Annotated in this window: 20 protein-coding genes; 8 read left to right on the top strand and 12 right to left on the bottom strand. The window is 37.0% G+C overall.

Going from position 1 to position 21162, the window contains the following annotated elements; translation table 11 throughout:
- Positions 1 to 14: 14 nt before the first annotated feature.
- The 3 genes from I6F43_RS02055 to I6F43_RS02045 form a co-directional block, all read right to left on the bottom strand.
- Positions 15 to 830, bottom strand: coding sequence for a class I SAM-dependent methyltransferase (locus tag I6F43_RS02055; protein WP_197100734.1), 816 nt, complete (start codon positions 828 to 830; stop codon positions 15 to 17).
- 3 nt (positions 831 to 833) lie between these two features.
- A complete protein-coding gene (locus tag I6F43_RS02050) occupies positions 834 to 1232 on the bottom strand; it encodes a hypothetical protein (protein ID WP_024600580.1) in 399 nt (132 codons plus the stop codon).
- Between the two features lie 67 nt (positions 1233 to 1299).
- Entirely contained in the window at positions 1300 to 1719 is a 420-nt protein-coding gene (locus I6F43_RS02045; RefSeq protein WP_197100732.1) for a DUF3429 domain-containing protein, read from the bottom strand.
- Between the two features lie 282 nt (positions 1720 to 2001).
- On the opposite strand from I6F43_RS02045, the gene ahpC reads away from it, so the two are divergent.
- Positions 2002 to 2571 (top strand): alkyl hydroperoxide reductase subunit C, encoded by a 570-nt coding sequence (gene ahpC, locus I6F43_RS02040; RefSeq protein ID WP_007581822.1) that lies wholly within the window; start codon positions 2002 to 2004, stop codon positions 2569 to 2571.
- Positions 2572 to 2725: 154 nt separating this feature from the next.
- Complete coding sequence (gene ahpF, locus I6F43_RS02035) at positions 2726 to 4300, top strand: alkyl hydroperoxide reductase subunit F (protein WP_197100730.1); 1575 nt, start codon at positions 2726 to 2728, stop codon at positions 4298 to 4300.
- 130 nt (positions 4301 to 4430) lie between these two features.
- On the opposite strand, the gene I6F43_RS02030 is transcribed toward ahpF, so the two are convergent.
- From I6F43_RS02030 to I6F43_RS02015, 4 genes are all read right to left on the bottom strand, one after another.
- Positions 4431 to 4691, bottom strand: coding sequence for a hypothetical protein (locus I6F43_RS02030; RefSeq protein ID WP_197100728.1), 261 nt, complete (start codon positions 4689 to 4691; stop codon positions 4431 to 4433).
- A 40-nt stretch (positions 4692 to 4731) separates the two neighbouring features.
- Positions 4732 to 6753, bottom strand: a complete 2022-nt coding sequence (locus I6F43_RS02025) for a GAF domain-containing hybrid sensor histidine kinase/response regulator (RefSeq protein WP_197100726.1) — start codon at positions 6751 to 6753, stop codon at positions 4732 to 4734.
- A 216-nt stretch (positions 6754 to 6969) separates the two neighbouring features.
- Entirely contained in the window at positions 6970 to 7191 is a 222-nt protein-coding gene (locus I6F43_RS02020) for a penicillin-binding protein (RefSeq protein WP_076924211.1), read from the bottom strand.
- Between the two features lie 9 nt (positions 7192 to 7200).
- A complete protein-coding gene (locus tag I6F43_RS02015; RefSeq protein WP_010555290.1) occupies positions 7201 to 7971 on the bottom strand; it encodes an undecaprenyl-diphosphate phosphatase in 771 nt (256 codons plus the stop codon).
- A 236-nt stretch (positions 7972 to 8207) separates the two neighbouring features.
- Between I6F43_RS02015 and I6F43_RS02010 the strand changes: the two genes are divergently transcribed.
- From I6F43_RS02010 to I6F43_RS02000, 3 genes are read left to right on the top strand one after another with little or no spacing between them, the layout of a single operon-like run.
- The gene (locus tag I6F43_RS02010; protein ID WP_024591874.1) at positions 8208 to 8495 is read left to right on the top strand and encodes a hypothetical protein; all 288 of its coding nucleotides are present in this window, start codon (positions 8208 to 8210) and stop codon (positions 8493 to 8495) included.
- Complete coding sequence (locus I6F43_RS02005) at positions 8492 to 10087, top strand: PepSY-associated TM helix domain-containing protein (protein WP_197100724.1); 1596 nt, start codon at positions 8492 to 8494, stop codon at positions 10085 to 10087. The genes I6F43_RS02010 and I6F43_RS02005 overlap by 4 nt, the downstream gene beginning before the upstream one ends.
- Positions 10084 to 10329 carry a hypothetical protein gene (locus I6F43_RS02000; protein ID WP_007581829.1) on the top strand — a complete coding sequence of 82 codons (246 nt, stop codon included), beginning with the start codon at positions 10084 to 10086 and terminating at the stop codon, positions 10327 to 10329. The genes I6F43_RS02005 and I6F43_RS02000 overlap by 4 nt, the downstream gene beginning before the upstream one ends.
- Before the next feature lie 9 nt (positions 10330 to 10338).
- On the opposite strand, the gene I6F43_RS20025 is transcribed toward I6F43_RS02000, so the two are convergent.
- Positions 10339 to 10512, bottom strand: a complete 174-nt coding sequence (locus tag I6F43_RS20025) for a DUF6363 domain-containing protein (RefSeq protein ID WP_407072740.1) — start codon at positions 10510 to 10512, stop codon at positions 10339 to 10341.
- A 61-nt stretch (positions 10513 to 10573) separates the two neighbouring features.
- On the opposite strand from I6F43_RS20025, the gene I6F43_RS01995 reads away from it, so the two are divergent.
- A complete protein-coding gene (locus I6F43_RS01995) occupies positions 10574 to 11446 on the top strand; it encodes an SMP-30/gluconolactonase/LRE family protein (RefSeq protein WP_024591872.1) in 873 nt (290 codons plus the stop codon).
- A 34-nt stretch (positions 11447 to 11480) separates the two neighbouring features.
- On the opposite strand, the gene I6F43_RS01990 is transcribed toward I6F43_RS01995, so the two are convergent.
- The 3 genes from I6F43_RS01990 to I6F43_RS01980 form a co-directional block, all read right to left on the bottom strand.
- Positions 11481 to 11936, bottom strand: a complete 456-nt coding sequence (locus I6F43_RS01990) for an NfeD family protein (RefSeq protein ID WP_024591871.1) — start codon at positions 11934 to 11936, stop codon at positions 11481 to 11483.
- A gap of 21 nt (positions 11937 to 11957) precedes the next feature.
- Positions 11958 to 12911 (bottom strand): slipin family protein, encoded by a 954-nt coding sequence (locus tag I6F43_RS01985; protein ID WP_007581832.1) that lies wholly within the window; start codon positions 12909 to 12911, stop codon positions 11958 to 11960.
- 129 nt (positions 12912 to 13040) lie between these two features.
- A complete protein-coding gene (locus I6F43_RS01980; protein ID WP_197100722.1) occupies positions 13041 to 14480 on the bottom strand; it encodes a diguanylate cyclase domain-containing protein in 1440 nt (479 codons plus the stop codon).
- A gap of 383 nt (positions 14481 to 14863) precedes the next feature.
- On the opposite strand from I6F43_RS01980, the gene I6F43_RS01975 reads away from it, so the two are divergent.
- Entirely contained in the window at positions 14864 to 15757 is an 894-nt protein-coding gene (locus I6F43_RS01975) for a cation diffusion facilitator family transporter (RefSeq protein ID WP_007581834.1), read from the top strand.
- Between the two features lie 74 nt (positions 15758 to 15831).
- On the opposite strand, the gene I6F43_RS01970 is transcribed toward I6F43_RS01975, so the two are convergent.
- The gene (locus I6F43_RS01970; protein WP_197100714.1) at positions 15832 to 20331 is read right to left on the bottom strand and encodes an EAL domain-containing protein; all 4500 of its coding nucleotides are present in this window, start codon (positions 20329 to 20331) and stop codon (positions 15832 to 15834) included.
- A gap of 166 nt (positions 20332 to 20497) precedes the next feature.
- On the opposite strand from I6F43_RS01970, the gene I6F43_RS01965 reads away from it, so the two are divergent.
- Complete coding sequence (locus I6F43_RS01965; protein WP_197100712.1) at positions 20498 to 21049, top strand: hydrolase; 552 nt, start codon at positions 20498 to 20500, stop codon at positions 21047 to 21049.
- Positions 21050 to 21162: the final 113 nt, after the last annotated feature.

Here is a 21162-nt window from a genome sequence, read left to right as displayed (position 1 = left end):
AGTAGGGCTATTAATTAGCTATAAAACTCATTTAGCCATTGTTGCCAATCGCTTTCAAGATGTAGCATTTGCTGATGCTTTTTAGCGTTTAGATGCTTGGTTTCGTCCTCGCTTGCCATATAAGGTCCAACGCGGCAAAGGGAGCAATGGTTAGATGTTAAGTATGCAGGTTTGGTAAGACGTGAGCTTAATTCGCTAGTATGTGTATCAATACTTTTTGGGCTGAAAACGTAAGTTATGCCGCTGGTGTCTTTTACGTGTTTGTCGCGGTCAACATTACGAATTTTATAACCTTCAAAATGGCTAATATCAAATGGGATTTGGCCTAAATAATCAGCGTTTAAGCCGTTATTTAAACTCCCTTCTATATTCCATTCTCGATAAGGTTTTACATCCTTTGAAGTGATATAACACAGCATTGGACCATTTTTATCAAGTACATATTCGTTAGCGTATTTAATAAATTGATGCAGCAAAGCGCGGTTTAATACGTTCATACTGGTTTGGCGCGTGTTGTTTTCAAATGCTTCACGGCCAACAAACGCAGGTATAAGCGGAAACTGAAAAATAACCACGTCAAAGCTGTGCTGGTTTTCACTTATAGTTTGCCAACACGCGGGATTTGTTACATCAAAACTATTAAGTACCTCAACGTTATGCGCTTTTAGGTTACCAAGTGCATTGTGCTGATACTTTTGCTCAATAGTAGTTTGGTCATCGTAAGTGGATGCGACCAAAGCTTTTGGCGATAGATGAGTGTAAATAGCGTTCGAAAACGATAAATCGCCATCGCCTACGGTGAGTATTCGCCATTGGGGATTTAAATACATAAATTAAAGTGGTTTAGTTGGTGTGTTATCGGCATCAGGCGTACTTTTTTGAGACTGCGCTGCAAGTAAACGATGAAAAGCAAGGCGTGTTTTTAACCCTTCAATGGCGATTTGTTTAATAATAAGATTAAAGGTAATTAAAATGGCAAAGGCAATATGAATAGGCCCATGGGTAAATCCTGCATTTGTATCGTAAAGCATTAAACCGAATAGCAAAAATAAGACAACCAAGAAAATTTCGAGTAATTGACTTGAATAAAAGCTTAAACGACCTTCGCTTTTATGATCTTTTTTAATGCGAATAGCACAAAAAAATGGGATCACTTTGATTTTAAATGCCGCGTTTTTTTCTACGTAGTTTTCGCCAAGTTCGTCGAGTTGTTGGCGTAATTGGTCAATCATGGTGTGTCCTCAAATAGCAGTGCGCGGATATTACCTTATTACTGTGCAACATTTAAGTTTACAGCTGCTATTTAGGATAAATACTCATACCAATAGTTAGGATGTGACACACAAATACAACAGAGGTCAGCACAAAGCGCATTTTTTGATAATCTTTATGGTAGGTTTGCCATTGTGGCGTGGCTTTTTCAAATATAAGTACTAACCAAAAACTAGCACCTAGCCAAGCCAGTGCCCACTCTACAGGTAAAAATGATAAAAATGGAACTGGGATAACAGGTAATACCGCTTTAATTGCATTGCTATAGCTTTGCTCTCCGGCGCGCCACAAGCTACCTGCCATAAATGCTAAAATGGCGATACTGTAAAAAGTAAAAAAATCTAAGTTAAGGCTATTACTGCCAAACATAAGTGGCCAACCCACACACCCTAAAAACGGGATTAAGCCTAAATAACCTAGTTGTATGTGGTTAAAAAATTTTTCCATTACGGCGTGCCTTATATTTAATGACTTATTTGAAGCGCGGCTATTGTAGCAGTATTGCGATTAGCGATCTTAATAATTCGCCAGCGTTTACAATCCCAATAATGCTTACGATAACAGAGATTATATAGTTCAATCCAAAAAACCGATTGTTTTAATCTAAACAATCAATTTTATTTAATTGTCCATTAGCCTTATTGTATTAACCAAGCCAACGCAGAAGGTCGTTTTAAACGAGGGCGTTGATTACTTTTTAAATACATTAAATATAGATGAGGAAATACCATGAGCACTTCATTAATCAATACTAAATTACAACCATTCAATGCAACCGCTTACCACAACGGTGACTTTGTAGAATTGTCTGAAAAAGATGTTCTAGGTAAATGGTCAATCTTCTTCTTTTACCCAGCAGACTTTACATTTGTATGTCCTACTGAACTTGGTGATGTTGCAGATTATTACGCACAACTTCAAGAAATGGGCGTAGAAGTTTACTCAGTATCTACTGACACTCACTTCACTCACAAAGCATGGCACGATACGTCAGACACAATTGGTAAAATTACTTACCCAATGATTGGCGACCCAACAGGACGTATTACTCGTAGCTTTGGCGTAATGATTGAAGAAGAAGGCTTAGCACTTCGCGGTACATTTGTAATGAACCCAGAAGGCGAAATTAAAATTATCGAAACTCACGATTTAGGTATTGGCCGTAGCGCTAAAGAACTTGTTCGTAAAGTACAAGCTGCACAATACATTGCAACTCACGACGGTGAAGTTTGTCCTGCATCTTGGCAGCCAGGTGAAGACACACTTGCACCTTCACTAGACCTAGTTGGTAAAATCTAAGTATAGATTTATTCCTACTATAAGGGCAGGTAACTGCCCTTAAATCAACGAACATCCGTTTGTTGGTGCCTCCTATATCAATATACTTGTTTAAGCACATGCATTATTTGGCATGGGAGGCTTGCTGTTTAAATTTTCCTAAAAGGGTTAAGCCATGTTAGATAACAACATAAAAAATCAATTAAAAAGCCATTTTGAATCGCTTACTCAACCTGTTGAGCTGCTTATTGCCTTGGATGACAGCAAAAAATCAGCAGAAGTAGAAAGCTTAGCGAACGATTTAGCCTCACTGAGCGATAAATTTACGGTAATGAACAATCCTGATACAAGCGCGCGTCGCCCGTCAATGGTTGTACATTCACCTATTAAAAACACTCATATTACGTTTGCAGGCGTACCTATGGGCCACGAATTCACAAGTTTAGTGTTAGCTCTTTTACATACTGGCGGACACGCAAGTAAAGCTAAAAGCGAAGACATTGAACAAATACAATCGCTTACTCAAGAACTCAACTTTGAAGTATACATAAGTTTAAGTTGCCAAACGTGCCCGCAAGTAGTCCAAGCACTTAATACTATGGCAGCGACAAACAGCAATATTAAAGCGACCATGATTGATGGCGCATTATTTCAAAGTGAGGTAGAAGAGCGAAATATTTTAGCTGTACCGGCTGTATATTTAAATGGCGAACCATTTAGCCAAGGTGCACTAAGCCTTACCGACATACTCAATAAAGTAGATAGCAAAGGGGCACAGCGCCAAGCTGAATCGCTAAGTGAAAAAGATAAATTTGATGTACTTGTAATTGGTGGTGGGCCTGCGGGCGCATCGGCTGCGATTTACTCAGCACGAAAAGGGTTAAATACAGGCATTGTTGCCGACAGGTTTGGTGGACAAGTTGCAGATACATTAGCAATAGAAAACTTTATTTCGATTAAGGCGACAGAGGGGCCAAAGTTGGTTGCCCAGCTTGAAGAGCACGTTAAAGAATACGATGTAGATGTAATGCATAATCAGCGTGCAGCGGCACTTGGTTATAACAATGGCTACGAAATTACACTAGAAAATGGCGCAGTACTTAAAGCTAAGTCGCTCGTACTTGCCACCGGTGCACGCTGGCGCGAAATGAACGTACCAGGGGAGCAAGAATATCGCGGCCATGGTGTGGCATATTGCCCACATTGTGATGGCCCTTTATTTAAAGGTAAGCCTGTTGCCGTAATTGGCGGTGGTAATTCGGGTATAGAAGCAGCAATCGATTTAGCTAATATTGTGCAAAGTGTTACGGTACTTGAATTTGCAGACACACTACGTGCTGATGAAGTGCTTATTCGTAAAGCTAAAAGCATGGCTAATATTACTATTATCAAAAGTGCACAAACTACCGAAGTACTTGGTGATGGTAAAAAAGTAACTGGCTTAATGTACACAGATAGAGTGTCGGGAGAGAGTAAAGAGCTTGAACTTGCCGGTATATTTGTACAAATAGGCTTAATACCAAATACCGAATGGTTAAAAGACAGCGACCTTGAATTAAGCAAATTTGGTGAAATACTGATTGATTCTAAAGGCGCAACTTCACTACCAGGAATTTACGGCGCGGGGGATGCAACCAATACTCCGTTTAAACAAATTATTATTGCAATGGGCAGCGGTGCAACAGCAAGTTTAGGTGCATTTGATTATTTAATTCGTCACTCTGAAGAAGCTGATCAAAGTGCTGCTTAACATTATTTAATAAAAAATTTAGTAAAAACTCTCTTGATATAACAGCAAGGCTACACTCATAGCTGTTTGTTAACCCAAGTCGCCCTTCTCCAAAGGCGGCTTTTTTAATGCTTAAGAATTAGCACACGATTTAATCGCACCCACCACCAGAATCACCGCAGCTACAATTTGTGTGAGAGTGCGATGAGTTACTGCTAGAGGAAACTGATGAGTCACTGCCAGTATAAGCGGATGATCCACGTGATGACTTAGCACTGATAAATGTAACTAACAGCAATACGCCTGATACGATAACTATTGTTATTGATGAGCTCCATTGCCCAGTGGAAACGCCTTTAAATACTGCAACAATAAGTACTGTTAGTAATATAGTTCTAATTATGTTTTTCATTTTATGTTCTTATTTTTTACCAGTGGCAGTGCAGTAAAAATTAGCTGATTTTTACGGTATGCTCAAGCGCATTAATAACCGCTTTTTCAAGTATGGGTAGTTTAAACGGTTTTGATATAAACATATCCATACCGGCTTGTTTGCAGGCAAGTTTGTCTTGTGATGAAGTATTAGCAGTTATAGCCACTATGTAGGTTTCTTCATGCGAGCAGATGTTTTCTGATCTAAGCTGCTTTGTTGCCTCAAATCCATCGAGTATGGGCATTATGCAGTCCATAAAAATAAGGTCATAATGCTTTTGGCGACATTTTAATACAGCATCTTGGCCATCAACTGCAGAGTCGGCTTTTATATTAAGTTTGCCTAAAGAAGCATGAAGTACCAACCTATTAATATCGTTATCATCGACTACAAGTACTGATAGTTCACTGCCATTGATATCTAACGTTGATTTGAGGTTTTCTTGTTTTTGTTCTGTCCCTTTCTCAATAGGAATATTTACTAAAAACGTAGTGCCTTTATTAGGTGTACTTTTTACCTTTATTTTGCCGCCCATATATTCAACAAGTTCTTTTACTATTGCAAGGCCAAGGCCTGTTCCACCTTTTGAATTTTTAGCATCTACTTCTTGAGAAAAAGGAGAAAACAGTGATTCTAAAAAGCCTTTACTCATTCCTCGGCCTGTATCAGACACTTCAATATTTAAACTTAGCTTAGTTTTTACTTTAGAAAGGCTGGTGTTTAGTGTAACTGAACCATTTTCAGTGAATTTAAGTGCATTACTCAGTAAGTTAGAAGCAATCTGGCTAAGGCGTGTGTTGTCGCTAAACGCCCAGCAGTTGTCATCAATTGTATTATTTACTTGTAGCGTTACATGCGTGTTTTTAAATAGAGGTGTATATAAAGAAGTTAAATCGGTAAAAATTGTTTTTAGTAAAAAGTCAGTAGGTTCAAGCTTTAGCTCACCATGATTAATTTTAGAAAAATCGAGCACTTCGTTAATAATACTAAGTAAAATATCGGCGCTTCTAAGGCCTATTTTAATTTTTTCAGCGCGAACTTCTTCACTGTGTTCATCAACTAATGTGGTTAGCATGCCTGTGATGCCGTTAAGAGGGGTTCTTAATTCGTGGCTGATTTTAGCAAAGAGCATGCTTCTGTCTTCAAGTAAGCGCTCTGCTTGAGCTTGCTTTTGTTTAAGCTCTTCTCGAAGCTTGACTGACTCGGTTACATCTTGGCAGGTGCCAAATAATCGGACACATCGGCCTTCATCAAATTCGGCCTCACCAAAGGTAGCCACCCATAAATGTTTATTTTTAGCGGTTACTATTTCTAGTTCTAAATTCCATTTTTTGCCTTTTTCTATGGCTAATTCTACCGCGCGAGTAATGCCTTCACGACTTGGACCTTCTTTATAAAACTCGACTGCAGAATTCATTTGCGGTTGAAATTGTTCATCCACCTCATGTATGAGGTATGTTTGCTCGCTCCAGGTAATTTTATCGGAGACTAGATCAACCTCCCACGTACCTATATTTGCTACATTCTCTAACTTTAATAAAGTATTACTATTTTTTATGAGTTGTTCTTTAGCTTGAGTGCGAGCAAATTCCGATCCAAGCCATTGTGCAAATAACTCAATATAATCATAGGCTGCATCATTAAAAGCTGGAGAGCTGTTTATGGATGAAAAGTTAACGGTACCAAATATTTTTTCACCAATTTTTATTGGCGCGCCAATATAAGACTCTAACTGAAAGTTTATATAACAGGGGTGGTTTGCAATTGCGCTTTGAGAGGCTTTATGAAAAGCAAGTGCGGAGCCAGCAGATAGCGTATGTACGCAATAGGTGCCTTGTAAGTCAAACACAGTACCGGGTAAAAGTGAGTTGTCGGGGGTTATGGCATATAAAACGGTATAACTGTTTTCATCTACTTTACTAATAATGCCTAGCTCTAGCTCGAATACTTCTAATCCAAAGATTAAAAGTTTATTGATTTTGGTTTGAAAATCAAACGACTGATTCGAAACGATATCGTGAAAACGTCTTAAAAAATTCAAAAGAAAACACCCCGTAAGCTTTTGTTCAATTTATACAATATAAAAGCCAATTAAAGGCATATTTATTAATTACCAAGTAAGTTTAGCAGTTTTTATCGATGATAACTAAAACTGATGTGTACACTTTAAATTTATAACCTTATGTTTTGTAGAATAATAGAGCATTAATATAACGCTGAGTGTAATGATGATTATATAATGCTCAGTGTTTTATATTTAGTAGGTTGAGTTTGGTGTGTACTCAGGATTTATATCGCCGCCAACTTCTTCCGGGTCTACATCGTTAAGAAGTAGCGTTTCACGTACAGCTTCAATGTGATCAAGTACGCTTTGGTAGCGCTCGCCATATTCATACTTTGTCACTTCAATCGCTTTAGGCATGTAAGTAAAGGCTATTTTAAGTGCGTGGAGTGCTTCTTCGTTTATTTTTTCGGTCATAATGTTCTCTTATGTGTAGGCTATAGTTAGTAAAATAACACCAAATACGATTCGGTAAAGACCAAAACTAACAAAAGTGAAATTTTCTAGAAAGCGTATGAATAGTTTAATAGTAAAATAAGCAACTATAAAAGATGTTAAAAAGCCAACTGCAAGGGCAGTTAGGTCATCTAAGCTAAACAGTTGGTAGTGTTTAAGTAAGTCGTACCCTGAGGCTGCTGCAAGTACAGGTAAACCAAGTAAAAATGAAAATTCAGCGCTGGCTTTTCGGTTTAAACCACACAACATGGCACCAACAATAGAGCTTCCAGCACGACTAGTCCCTGGAATTAACGCAAATACTTGTGCTACGCCAATCCAAAGAGCTTGTTTATAAGTAACTTGGGTTACATCGGTAGTTGTGCAGTGAGTCTCTTTATAACTGCGCTCTAATAGTAAAAAAATCACACCGCCTACAATAAACATAACACCTACTACCGGTACGCTAAACAGTGTTTTTATTACATCACTAAATATAAAACCAATAATACCCAAAGGAATAAATGCAATGGCAACTTTCACCCATAAATTGAAATGTTTAGGGCTGAACTTGTCTTTATAGTTGGCTAGTACCGCTAAAATGGCGGCAAGCTGGATAATTACTTCGAAGGCGAGGTTAGCGTCTGTTGATTCAATGCCTAACCACTTTGACGCTACAATTAAGTGCCCAGTTGATGATATGGGTAAAAATTCTGTTATACCTTCAATAATACCTAAAATAATTGCGTTAATTATATCCACGGTTTACTGCTTCCTGAAAAATTAAAAAGCCCGAACTCGGCTTAACTGAAATGACGCATTACTGCGTACCTAAATTGCGAGGCGTAGCATAAAAGCTCTTAAGGCAAACCAACTGTGTTTTTAGGCTTAATTTGTTTAATAAATTGCATTAAGCATTAAATGCACAATATAATGACAATTGTTATCATTTGCATGTGCTGTTTTGTATATGTTTGGGCAAATTTATTGAGCGAATAATGAATAATAAAAAAACGTTTACAGCTACACGGCGAAGGCACTTAATTGCGTGTGTATTAGCGCTAGTTACAGCGGTAATAATGATTCCGGGTATGACAACCTATTTACCGTTTCAAATGAATGAACAAATATTACTGCCTATTTTACTCTTTCCTATTATTTGGACTGCGTTGTTTATTTATGCGTATTTGGCGCAAAAAGTATGGCAACCTTTTGTAGTAATGATTGCATTGTGTGTATTACATGGTTTATTGAGTTTTTGGGCGTTAACGCAGGGGCAGGGATGAAGTCGATTACTTTAAAAAAGCTATTTTTATTACATAGCTGGGTAGGAATTATTACTGCGGTACTGCTATTTATTGTTGCATTTAGTGGGGCGTTAGCAGTTCTGTCGCGACCTGAGTTAAAAATATGGGCTAATCCAGAACTACAATCTAGCCAATACGTTGCCAGCGCGCAAATTAACCGACTAGTAAACGAATACCATAAAAAAGTACCTAGTGAATTTGGCGAAAACATTCATGTGTTTTTACCAAGTGGGCATAACTTTCATTTGTTAACGTTGGTATTTGAATCTCACCATGGCGATGAAAATTACGACCAAGAGGTGGCCAGAGTATTTCAATTTCATCCCGATACGTTGACGCTGGAAAATACTTACTATGGGCCTAGTAAAGAGTTTTACGCCAATAAAAAAACGGATGCGCCAACTTATATAGGTGAGTTTCATGCAGATTTGCATTTAGGGCGACCAATTGGGTTAATACTCACTGGGTTTTTAGGTTTAACGCTTTTAGTAAGTGCAGTGACAGGCTTGTTTATTCATCGCAAATTGATAAAAGAGCTCTTTACGTTTAGGCGAGATAAAGGGTTAGATATTGCAGTAAGCGATGCTCATAAGGTTATAGGTATTTGGGGCAGCGTATTTAATATTGTGATTGGTTTTACAGGATCATTTTTAGGGCTCGCAACCATTATTTTACTACCAGCAGCTGCGTTTGTGAGCTTTGGTGGCGATCAAGATAAGTTAATAGAAACGTTTACCGCTATTCCTGAGCCTGTAGTTAGCCACATTAAGCAACCTACAAAAATAGACACTATTTTAGAGCATGCTCATAGTCGTTACCCTGAAGCAATAATTAGGGATGTCACAATAATGGCGCATAACGATGCGAATGCGCAGGTATATTTGCGTTTGTTAGGTGGCGAGGCTGTTGCTTCTCAGTTACTGCATTATCAGGGCAATGGTGAGTTTGTGCAGTCGATGAGTAGTTTTGGTGATATTTCAGGTGTTTCGATAAAAGTAATTGAGTTGATGTTTCCGCTGCACTTTGGGAACTTTGCAGGAGTGTTTGTAAAATTACTTTGGGTATTGCTTGGCTTAAGTACTGCGCTTTTACCTATTTCGGGCATGATGATGTGGCTAACAAAGCGCACACGTGGCAGTAGCCCTTCACTGAGTATGCAGGCATATGCACGCTGGAATCGTTTTATTATTGGCAGTTGTGGCGGTTTGGTATTAGCAAGCTTTGTGCTATTTCCTGTGCAAGTTTTACTTAATTATAGCGTTGTTGGTGTGGCGCAAAATAGCTTTTTTGGACCCGTGTTCTTTTATACGTGGTTGGCATGGTTACTATTAAGTGTATTGCCCATAGGTTATAAAAACTATTTTAAGCTGACACTTTTACTATGCGGCGCTTCGCTTGCTTTGGTGCTGCCACTTAATATTTTACTTGGCGTTAGCAATGTTATTAACCTTAATAGCTCGCTTGTCGCGGTAGTAGATATAAGCTTTATGGTGGTGGGTATCGTGTGTATGTTTGTTGTCTTAAAAATAAAAAACACACAAAAATTACAAATTGAGGTACAACCCGCATGAACGAGCTACTAATTACAATTGCGATGGTAAGTTTATTATTAATGATGCTCAACCTACGAAAAAACACACTTACATTAGCGACTAAAACATTTTTAAGTGCACTGCTATTTGGTTTAGCGCTGATATGTTTTATGAGTGTTTACGGTATTTTAGGCGGTGCAATATGCACCGTTGTGGGAGCTATGTTAGCTGGTTTACTAACCGCAGTTATTGCGGGTAAAGCACCGCAATTATTAGGTTAAATAATGCAGTTATTTAGCTAAAAAGGCCTTAGCAGTATCAACTCCCATGTTGTAACCACTATTAAGTATTTCAAACTTTTTAGTGGTACGCCCAACTTTAAAATTAGCCGGTGGTCCAATGATATTGATTTTGCAGTCACTAGGGCGTGTTGATAAATTAAAGCCAGGTACACATCGCGAAATTCACTGTTTTCTGGTAAGGTTTGGGTTACAAGGCTTTGTTAATAATAAAGAATAAGTATTTATGTTTGACCCTAGCGTAACCATTTTTGAAAGCACACAGAATCAGCTTGCAGAAAGTCCTCTTTGGCACCCTATGCTGAATACTTTTTTTTGGGTCGACATAAATAAAAAATTACTTTTAAGCAAAAAAATACACAGCGAAAGCCAACCAAAAACAGTTAATATGCCCGATACGCTCAGTGCAATAGCGTGGATTGATGAGCAGCACTTGTTGCTAGGTACAAGCACTGGTTTATATAAATACCATATTAATTCGAGCACTCGCCACCTTATTCTTAATATTGAAAATACACAACTAAATAGGCGTTCAAACGACGGCCGCGCTGATCCATGGGGTGGTTTTTGGTTAAGTACAATGAACGTAAATGCTAAAAAAGGTTACGGTAAAATATACCGTTATTATAAACACCAGCTTAAAGCCGTTGTAAGTGGTTTGAGTATCCCAAATGGATTGTGCTTTGATAAGCCACGTTTACGCGGTTATTACTGCGACTCTTTAACGAGTTGTATTTATGTATTAGATTTGGATGAGCAAACTGGCGAACCTTGCTCTGAGCCACGTGTTTTTTATCAATTTAATAACACTGATGTTGACCCCGATGGCTGCGTAACCGACCAATTAGGTAATTTGTGGCTAGCTGTTTGGGGAATGGGGTGTGTTATATGTTTATCCCCAGGCGGTGAGCTAATTAAAACAATAAAGCTTTGTGCAATAAAACCGACATGCACCGCATTTGGTGGTGAAAATGCTGAATTGTTACTTGTGACATCGGCATTTGATGAATCGATTAATAATACTGTTAGTGAACAAGGCGCTGTATTTCAAATCTCAGGCATAAAAAACGGGCAGTTTGAGCCGCCCGTTTTACTGTAATTTATTATACACAGTGCTTGTTTTAAAGTGATGATTAGCTTTTAGGCTTAATCCACATAACACCCACTTCTTTTTTGGTTACTAAAACCTCAGTACCGGCGCTAATTGGTTGCTCACTTTTGAGTTTCCAGCTAATACCTGAATATTGATGTGTAGTTAAACCTTGTTCTGTTACATCGCTAGTAAGTACAAAAGTAAGTTCAGCAAAATCACTATTCACTTGCTTCTTATCTACGCGATTTTGCATTTGTTTTAATGGTTTCCAAAGTGCAACGGCCAAGCCAGCTGTTACAACTGCATTACTCCAAAGGGCTGTTGTTAATGAGTCAGGCAAAATACCAAAACTCATTAATAATCCTGTAAGGAATAACGATAATCCAAAAAACAACAAAATAAATGTAGAAAGGCCAAGTACTGCTACTTCTATTATTAAAGCAACAATACCAAGTACCATAAGTGTTTGCGGTAAATTTTGCGTAATAAAATCCATACAAACCTCTTTATTTAGTTATTAACCCAGATGCTTTTTATTTAAGCTATTAATGATTGCCATACCTTGGGCAACCATTGAGCTTGCATCTGTCGCGTTGTCTGGTAGTAATACAATTGATGATTCACGAGCAATAGCTTCTTTAGCCGCGATTGCTTTAGTTGCTAAATCTAGCTGAATTGCTTTTTGACCTTGCTCTGTATCTGCAGCTTCACCTATTTTAATAAGTGCATTTGCTTGTGCTTCTGCAACTGTAGTAATAGCTGTTGCTTCACCTTCAGCGCGTAAAATTTGCTCGGCTTTGTCGGCTTCAGCAGCAAGTACTTGTGCTTGTTTTTTACCTTCAGCAACGTTGATATTTGCTTGGCGATCACCTTCTGACTCTAAAATTTGAGCTCGTTTAACACGCTCAGCTTTCATTTGTGCTTCCATCGCTTCCATAATAGAGTTAGGCGGCACAATATCTTTAATTTCGTAGCGAAGTACTTGAATACCCCAAGGCTCAGATGCCTGGTTTATAGCTGCAACAATGTTGGTATTAAGTAAATCACGCTCTTCAAATGTTTTATCAAGCTCCATTTTACCTAATTCTGAACGCATTGTTGTTTGTGAAAGTTGTACAACTGCAAACGTATAGTCGTCAACGCCATACGTTGCTTTGTATGGGTCTAGTACTCTAAAGTACAGTACGCCATCAACTATAAGTGAGATGTTATCTTTAGTGATAGCTGACTGCGATGGTACATCTTGAGCTTGTTCTTTTAAGCTACGATCAGCCGAGATTCTATCAATAAATGGAATAATAAAGTTGAGGCCGGCTTCTTTAGTTGATTGGTATTTACCAAAACGTTCGATTAACCAGGCGCGGTTTTGTGGTACAAATTTAACGCTACTTTTTAAAAGCACGATAACAAAAACAAGTAAAAAAGCCTCAACAGTAAAAACCATATCGAGAATTTGTGTGACTGGATCCATTTAAACATTCCTTATAATAATTAAACGCTGAGTGGTTGTATTGTTTATAATTTCAGCGTGTATAGATTATCACTACAGCGAACTTTTAACCACTAAAACTCACTGTAGCGCGCCGACTTAGTCGGTTTTTTAAAAACTGGCTATTTTATTTCTGCCTGTTTCTTTTGCGTTATAAAGGGCTATGTCGGCGTTAGTTATTACTTCTTTAGGTGTTGTTTTTTGATTGGGTATAAGGCTATAAAATCCAATACTCAAAGAGAGGTAATTACTAGCACTTGAAAAATTATGTTCAATTGCGAGTTCTGCGATTTTTTCCTGAATAAGAACAGCAAACCTTTGACAATGATCTGTGTCGACTGCAGGTAAAATTATCGCAAATTCTTCACCACCGAAACGAGCGGCTAAATCACCTTCACGTTTACAAAGATCATGCAGCGCCTTGGCAACTTTTTTTAACACTTCGTCACCTAGCTGATGCCCATAGTTATCGTTATAACGCTTAAAAAAATCAATATCACACATTATTAAACTAATGGGTTCTTTATTACGTGCGCCGCGCTTAATTTCGCATTTTAAAGTTTGATCAAAACAGCGTCGGTTAGCAATGTTTGTAAGGCCATCAGTATTAACTTGTTTGTTAAGTTTATGATTGGCATTAATGAGTTGCTGCTGAGCTTGTTGTAGCTCTTGCTTGTAATTTAAATTTTTGAAAGCATTAGCAAGCATTTCACCTACTAACCTTAAGCGAATAAGGTCTAAATCAGTCCAGTTTCGCTTTTGAACAACGCAATCACAGCCTATAAAGCCAACGAGCTCTTTGTCATAACGTAACCCGATGCAAAGTACTGATTTTATTTTTTGTCGCTGAAAAATTATTTTTTCGCTCGTTGCTTGGATAGGTAACAACGTTACATCGTTAACTCTAAATAAGTGAGTACGTGCCATCAAACTAAAAAAATATGGGAGATCGCTTTTCGGAAGGTTTTGTAAGTCCTCTTTAAATGCTTGTATATCATTATTGACCCATTCGTGGGTGTTATTTATGGTTTTACCATCCTCGGCAAACTTAAAAAGATAACTTCTATCTGCGTGGCAAACGGTACCAATAGCTTTTAATGCGTAGTTGATATGCTTATCAACGTCGTCGTTTTGAATATCAATTAAGTCAGTTGATATGTTCGAAATAATATTATCAAAATCATATTGTTCATCTACATTATTATTCAATACATCGATTATAATAATGGAGCTTGAGTTAGGTAATTTTGCAAATTTTACATTGAGTAGCAATTTAGATACCTGTTTTGATAAAACAAACTGGCATTGGTTATTTGCAGTGAAATAATCAAAGAATAGCTCCTCGACTAATAGTTCTTTTTTACTGTGATGATTGGTTAAAGTGATGTGTGAAAAATCAATTTTATTAAAATGTGATTTATTTCTTAAGCCAAACAAGTCCTGTGCTTGGCTGTTAACTTTAAATATATTTTCATTGGCATCATAAAGTAATACACAAAACGGCAGTAACTCCAAGTTTCGCCATATTTCATTTGATAGGTTATTACTCACTCAACTCTCCATGTGTTTAAGCCACAATTAAATTGTTATCTATTGTATTTTTATTGTTTTTACTTGGGCGTGTTAATCGTCCTTAGATCGAGCTCAAAAGGCAGCGCATGTTTGGTATTTATGCTGCGTTATCGCCTATTTATGGGGAATAGCCACACTACATAGGCTCTGCCTTGCCTAAAAAACAAAAATACTGGTGTAAATTCAACCACCGAAGTTCAACAAGCCCTACTAATTATTAGCACATTTTTTTTGATTTACTAAGTTTTTAGTGCGTTTGAGGGCAGTACGTATTATAATTGATACTGTATATCATTACCCCTTTCTACTCTAAGCCATCTTTGGTTTATTTGCACTTTAAGTATAGGTTATTCAAGCATTTCATGACAGAAATCACTACACACCAAGCTTCTCGTCGTCGGTTACTTATTGCACTAGCAATTACGTGTTCGTTTATGGTAATTCAGGTTATAGGTGCTTATTATTCTAATTCGCTTGCTGTACTTGCCGATGCGGGGCATTTGTTTGTTCACAATAGCTCGTTATTCATCGCACTGATTGCATCAAGTCTCGCTATTCATTTTGCTAAAACCTATAACGATGGTCATCAAAGAGCCGAGCTTTTGGGTGGTCTGGTGAACGGATTTTTATACCTAGCAATCAGTTTAATTATTTTGTATGAAGGTGGTGAGCGCTATATACACCAGCATGAAGGAAATGAGCTGGCTATTAATAGTTATTTAATGTCGGTTATTGCTGCTATTGGTTTTTTGTTTCATGGTGCTGCTGCATGGGTTTTATATAAAGGCCGCAAAGCGAGTATTAATGTTTACGCGGTATTTTTACATTCATTCTTTGATTTGATTTCTACCGTATCGACATTTGTGGCTGGTATTCTTATATATTTTACGGGCTGGGTTGTTATCGATATTTTATCGAGCATGTTAATCGCCTCTTTCGTGTTGTTTACCGGTGTTAAGGTCATTATTAGTTGTATAAAAGGTTTACGCTTAAATAAGGCCAAACTTCCTAAAGTTGCAGATATTGAAAGTGAGATTACAGATATGGAGCATGTTCACAATGTCCATAACGTCACTGTAACGCGTAAATATAAGGGTGTAGTAGTCGGGGCGCACGTTGTACTTAAAGAGCATTGTACTATTGAAAAACACGATGAAGCATGTCGTATGAAGGTAGAACAACTGTTAGCTGAAAAATTTAATGTACGCAATAGTGTATTACAAATAGAAAGCCACGAATGCCATCACATCCATTAGTAGCATTTAATTAATATAAAAGCGTGTAATAATGATTAGCACGCTTTTAATGTTTTAAATCAAATCAAATCAAATCAAATCAAATCAATGATATTGCTAAAACAATCGCTTTTACGTAAGTCTTTAGCATCCATTGGCCTTGCAAAGTAATAACCTTGCAGTACAGTACACCCAACCTCGGCTAAAAAGATCATCTGTTCGCGCGTTTCTACTCCTTCTGCAATACAGTAAAGATCTAGGTTTTCGGCCAATAAAAGAATGGTCTTAATAATTGACTCATCCCCTTTATCTATACCAATACTGTTTACAAAGCTTTGATCTATTTTAATAACATTAATAGGAAATTGGCTCAAATAGGTGAGTGACGAGTAACCTGTACCAAAATCGTCAAGTAGTAATTTAAACCCAGCAGCTTTTAAGTTATGTAGCTGCTTGGCTGCTTTGAGTTTATCTTCTAGTAAAATACTCTCTGTTATTTCAAGTCTTAATTGTCTTGGATGAACTTGAGAGTCCGCTAATATAGACATTAACCTTTGGGTTATGTTTGTTTTTAAAATGTGTTTAGGCGATAAGTTTAAAGATATGTAAAACAATGGGTTTTCGCTGAGTATAGGTGCAAGTTCAATAAGAGCTCGTTGCAATGCTTGCTCAGTAAGGAGTTCTATTAAACCGGTTTCTTCTGCTACCGGTATAAAAAGTGCTGGGGATACCAACTGTCCTTGATTTTTCCAGCGCATGAGTAACTCCACGCCATTTATCGTTTTTTCTTCTATGTCGATAATGGGCTGATAGTGATTAAAAAATCGGTTGTCTTTTACTGCATCTTTTAAATCATTTTCGAGCAGTAACTTTTGTTTTATCAGCTCATTCATTTCATCGCTAAAAAACTTAAAGTCGTTTCTCCCGCCTTGTTTAGCGTGCATCATCGCAACATCGGCATTACGGATAAGTATATCGGTGGTTACAGCATCAAATGGGTATAGAGCTACGCCAATACTTGCTGAAATATTAATAGAGAAGTCTTCAATAATTACTTTATTAGCTAACTCATTACTAATTTTTCTTACTGTATCGCGAAGAGACTGAAGCGATTTTATATTTTGAATCAGCACTAAAAATTCATCACCACTTTGACGGCCAAGTTTTGCGTTTACGCCAAGCATACCGTTTACTCTTTGGGTAATATTACAAAGTAGCTTATCGCCAACTGCGTGGCCAAAAGAGTCGTTAACAGGTTTAAACTTATCTAAATCAATAAATAATAATGCGCATTGTGTATTACTTTCATTGGCATGTTTAATCGCGTCTTCAATATTTTTATACATTAAACTACGATTAGGTAGATGCGTTAGAGGATCAAAATTAGCCAAATAGCGCAGTTCGTTTTCTGCACGTTTTTGCTCAGTTAAATCTGTAATAACAACTACGTAGTAGCTTGCAGTATCTTTTGTTACGGCTGTGGCGCTTATATGTATTGGATGTTCGTTACTTTTTGCTGTTTTTATATAAGCATCACTTTGCCAGTTTTCTGTAGCTTTTAATTTTTTTAAAATATTTGCAAACTCTCTACACTTATCTTTACCAATGGCCCTAATAAATAATTTTGGGCTAATTTTAGTGGCTGCTTGTTCATTTGAAAACGTTTCAATAAAACTGTTGTTCGCAGAAAATGGCATTAAATGCTTATCGAGTATAAGTAACCAGTCGTTTATTTGGCTAAACGCTTCACCTAGAATTTTTGCTTGTTGCTCATTAGCCCGTTGCTCAGTGATATTGGTATATATGCCAGAAACATATAGCGGCTCATTTGTTTGAGGATCGTATATAACTTGTCCTGTATCTTGATACCATAACCAATGCCCATTTTTATGCTGTAGACGATAAGTTGCTTGCCAGTTTTGTTGTTTTTTGTACTTGAAGTAGTTTTCCCATTGGTTTTCAAAACGACGTCGGTCATCTGGGTGTATTAGCGCTAAAAATTGTTCTATGTGTACGCGTACAGGCAAGCCTGTATAGCCTAATTCACTTCCTCTGAGCGTACTTACGGAAGCATCTTTAAAATTATAATCCCACACGCCACTTTTGTTATTTTTAAGCGCGAGTTCTGTTTGCTTTTGCGAATGAATAGTCGCTCTATGGGCTTGTTCAATTGCAACTTGGCGGCTGCGGTATTGCCAAAAAATAAAAAACAACACGGCTAGCATTAAGGTTATATAGGCGGCAATAGCAAAGGGCGACTTCCATGGAGCATAAGCTACGTTGATGTTAAGCGTGACTGGTTCGCTTGTAACAATACCATCGCGATTATGTGCTGATATTTTTAGTGAGTAACTACCCGGTTGGAGCTTTGTGAAAAATACTTGATTAGATTGTAAGTCTTCATATGTAAGGGACGTAGGCCCTAAAAGGGTAACTTTATAATACGCTTTGTCTATATTGGGGTAAGAAAAGTTAGAAAAACTAACCGTCAACCCCATATCTTCATGATCTAGCTCAAGCGGTTTGCTAAGGTATTTATGAGGGTGATAATTGAGCTCCTTAGTAAAGAGGCCTATATCAGTAATGGCTAGATTGCTTTTTTTCAGTTGTTCTTTTTCATTAAAGTCTACAGGGTTAAATAGTAGAGCTCCGGCATTACTGCCAAAAATTAACCTGCCATCATTTAATGTTGTTGCTGCAATTTGTGTGAATTGGTTTATGTTCAACCCGTCTTTCACTGAATAACTCACCACATTAAGTGTATCTAGGTTTATTTGATATAAACCATTGTCGGTACTTGCCCATAAAAAACCATTTTCATCAGGAAGTAACGAATAGATAGAGTCAGTATTAAATGAATTTTTTAATCCTATGTAGTGTTTTCTCTCATAAGTAACTGGGTCAACACCAAGTAAGCCTTCCTGGGTGGTTGCCAACCATAAAGTATTCCGTTTTGAGTCTAAGTAAAAGTTTTCTACAGTGTAAAAAATATCTTCTTTAGGATTAAAAGACTGAAATATAGTCGTTAAAGTTTTCGTTTTTTCGTTGTACCTAAAAAAACTTTTTGATGTACCAAGCACAAACTCTTCAGGATGTGTGTCGAGGTGTTTATAAAAAGCGTAAGAAAATAAAGGGTCGACTTGCTCTTTGAGTCCCTTAATAATTCTTGTTTTTCCGGTTGTTTCATTAAAAAGATAAAAGTTATCATCAGACATAAATGCATATGTGTCTGCAGATAATTGGGCAAAGCCAAATAAGTTGGATCGGTTAATTACATCATTCTCTGTGTCTTGGTTTTCAACAACTTTACCTGTCTGCTTATCAAAAAGTTTAAACCCGTTAAAAGTAACAAGCCAAAGAAACTGATCATCTCCAATCGAAGACGCAAAAATATCAAATACCGCAGATGCTCCATATATGGCTTTTGAGTCGGTCGAGCTTAAATATACTTTACTTTTATTTGTAACTTTGTCGTAGCGCGCAATACCATCTTCGGTCCCTAACCATATAATATTATTTTTATCTTGATAGGCAGCATGAACAGTATTATTCCCTGGTAAAAAAATATGTTTAAACCGTTGAGTTTTGACTGGCCAAGTAAACACCCCTTGGGTTCTAGATGCGAGCCAAAGCACGCCGGACTTATCAATCATTAGATCGTTGATTGAGTTTTCACTAATATTAAACTTACTTTTTTCATAATTTAATATGAACTCTAGTTCTTTGGTTTCGCGGTGATAACTGAACAATCCACTTTCGGTTGCTACAAACTCCCCGTAAACAGTATTGGCATAATCCCATATATTATAATCAGGGATTAAAGTTGTAATATTTGCTGCAGATATATTTTTGTTATTATCGAATGCTAATTGATACATGCCTTCAACAGTACCAACAAGTAATCCTAATTCATTATCAACACTTAAGAATTTGACGTTTATATTATCTATCGTATTTTTTTCAGGGGGGTGAAGAGGGATTTTTACAAGTTCTGAATTATCTATATTTGCAGTGTATAAACCATCATTTGTACCAATATATAAAGTGTTTTTATATATCGTTAATGACCTAATGTAGTCACCTTCATTTGGTAGAGCTAGTTTAAGTGTAAAGCGTTTACTCGTCTCATCAAATGTATATATTTGACCATCTATGGCGAAGTAAAAAGTATTTTGTTTTTGGGTCATCGCGGAGATTGGAGAAAACATCTTTTTTTCTTTATCTATTTGACCAGAATAGATTTTTTCGGTTTTTAAAGTGAGGGGATCTATTATATACGCACCAGAAAGATCAGTTGAGACAATGATTTTTCCGTCTTCGGCTTTAAATAACGCATAAATATAGTGTTTATCTAAGCCAAAGCCACCATTAAAAGTTTTTACATTATAACCATCAAAACGGTTTAAACCCTGTTGGGTTGCTATCCAAATATAACCAATATCATCCTCTTGAGTCTGCAAAACGTAACTTTGCGATAGGCCTTCGTCAGTAGAAATTCGTTGTAATTGTTGAGCATAGTTTTGTGATGCAAAAGTGCTTTGGATGCATAGTAAAAAAACAATGGTGATATGAAAAAAAAGTTTGCTCAAACGCACTTATAAACACTCTCAGTGGAGGATAGGATGATACTTAGCTAGATAGTAAATATAGCATAAGTTTTTATTTTTTAATTACAAATAATATACGTAAAGTTAAAAGCTCTATTTTCAAATAGTGAGCTAATCTATATAGATAACAGTTAATGTTCATAAGGAGAGTATAGTGGTTTTATCTAATATTGATGCAAAAAATAGCGTGTTATTAATAATAGACTTACAAGAGTTGCTTGCTCCTGCAATTAAAGACTTTCCGAATATTTTAAAAAGTACACTGCAGTTAGCGCAGGCGGGTATTATTCACGACGTCCCGGCCTTAATAACTGAGCAATATGTCAAAGGGTTGGGCGAGATTAATCAGCAAATTAAAAATACGTTACCTAATGCTACGTATTTTCATAAAACGTACTTTAGTGCGTGTGCAGAGCCTGGCTTTGTTGATAAGTTAAAAAGCTATGGTAAAAAGCAAGTTGTTGTTGTTGGCACTGAAGCACATGTGTGTGTTTTACAAACATGCTTAGATTTAATAGAAAATGGTTTTGAAGTTATTATCGTACACGACGCCGTTGGCTCGAGAAATCCGCAACATAAAAATTTGGCGATTGAACAGCTACGCCAAGCTGGTTCGGTAATTTCATGCGCTGAAATAGTTATTTTTCAATGGACAAAAAAAGCAGCAACGCCTACGTTTAAAAAAATACTGCCTATAATTAAGTAGACCGCATGTATATAATGTAAATTAAATGCATTACTTTTTAATGTGTCGGTAGTTTATTATTGTGTTCAGTAAACTGAAACTCGTTTTGATACGTATATTGCAGACTGCTTTAT

It is taken from the genome of Pseudoalteromonas sp. NZS71_1 (assembly GCF_015864305.1).
Lineage (GTDB): Bacteria > Pseudomonadota > Gammaproteobacteria > Enterobacterales > Alteromonadaceae > Pseudoalteromonas > Pseudoalteromonas arctica.
This window is presented reverse-complemented; position numbering and strand designations above follow the sequence as displayed.